Raw genomic sequence first — 1,360 nt, 5'->3', positions numbered from 1 at the left:
GGCGAATTCCAGGGGTCGTTGCAACACCGTGGTGAGTTGATCAGGCCGCGATCAGTTTAGACAGGCGCTCGGCTGGGGTCTCCCAGTCGAGCGTCTTGCGTGGGCGGCTGTTGAGTTCGGCGGCGACGGCGTCCAGGTGTTCGCGGGTGTGCCGGGACAGGTCGGTGCCCTTGGGGAAGTACTGCCGCAGCAGGCCGTTGGTGTTCTCGTTGGAGCCGCGTTGCCAGGGGCTGGCCGGGTCGCAGAAGTAGACCGGGATGTCGGTCGTGATGGTGAAGTGGTGGTGGTAGGCCATCTCCGTGCCCTGGTCCCAGGTCAGCGACCGCATCAGATGAGGCGGAAGGGCTTGGACGGTCTCTGCGAGTGCCGTGTGGACTGCGGCGGCTGAGTGCCCGCGGGGAAGGTGGACGAGCATCAGGTAGCGGGTGCTGCGTTCGACCAGCGTGGCGATGGCGGAGCGGGAGTTGCTGCCGACGATGAGGTCGCCCTCCCAGTGGCCGGGAACGGCACGGTCGGCGACCTCGGCGGGCCGGTCGCTGATCATGACCATCGGGTGCGGGAACCGCTGTCTGCGGCTCGCTGCCTGCCGGTGGGGGCGGCGCATCGCGCGTCCGGTCCGCAGAGCCTGGGTCAGTTCCCGGCGGAGTTCCCCGCGGCCCTGGACATAGAGGGCCTGGTAGATCGTCTCGTGGACCACGTGCATCTCCGGCCGGTCGGGGAAGCGCCTGCGCAGAGCGTGGCAGATCTGCTCAGGGCTCCACCGCAGGGTGAGGTGGTCCTGGACGAAGTCCCGCAGCTCGGGGTTCTGCCCGATCTTGCCGGTCTTGGGCCGTGGTCTGCGCTTGTCGGCGCGGCGCTGGGCGGCGTGCGGCCGGTAGTACCAGCGGCCGTCGGACAGCACGGTCCGGTTGCGGCGGACCTCCCGGCTGACGGTGGAAGGGCTGCGGCCCAGCTCCATCGCGATCGTCCGGATGGACGCCTTCTCCCGCAGCCGGTCAGCGATGTGGATGCGGTCTGACTCGCTCAGATACCGGGACGGGCCAGCCCGTCCGGGCTTGTCACCAGGCGGAGGCGGCAGAGCCTCACGGGGCTCCCACGGCAGCCCCGTGTCCACGATGGGCGCAGACGCCTTCTTCTTTCCGGATGCCTGCCGGCCGTAGCGCCATCGCGTGCCGGTGCGGCGGTTGATGCCGACGATCCGGCAGGCTTCCGTGTTACCTATCCCAAGATCCACAAGCCGAAGGTATTCCTCCCGCTCACGGGCCAACGGCTTGGTGGTGCTGTTCTCCCGGACCTTCCGGATCTCGAAGTCCATCGCGCCCCTTGAACAGGGGTGTTGCGACGACCACTAGAACGGAAG

General features: G+C 68.4%; 1 protein-coding gene. It reads right to left on the bottom strand.

Annotated features, from left to right (window positions below):
* Positions 1-40: 40 nt before the first annotated feature.
* Positions 41-1,222 carry an IS30 family transposase gene (locus ACWIHT_RS47225; protein ID WP_456174833.1) on the bottom strand — a complete coding sequence of 394 codons (1,182 nt, stop codon included), beginning with the start codon at positions 1,220-1,222 and terminating at the stop codon, positions 41-43.
* Positions 1,223-1,360: the final 138 nt, after the last annotated feature.

This window comes from Streptomyces sp. NPDC002276 (genome assembly GCF_053891435.1).
The sequence above is the reverse complement of the archived record's forward strand: the minus strand, read 5'-3'. Positions and strand labels throughout refer to the sequence as shown.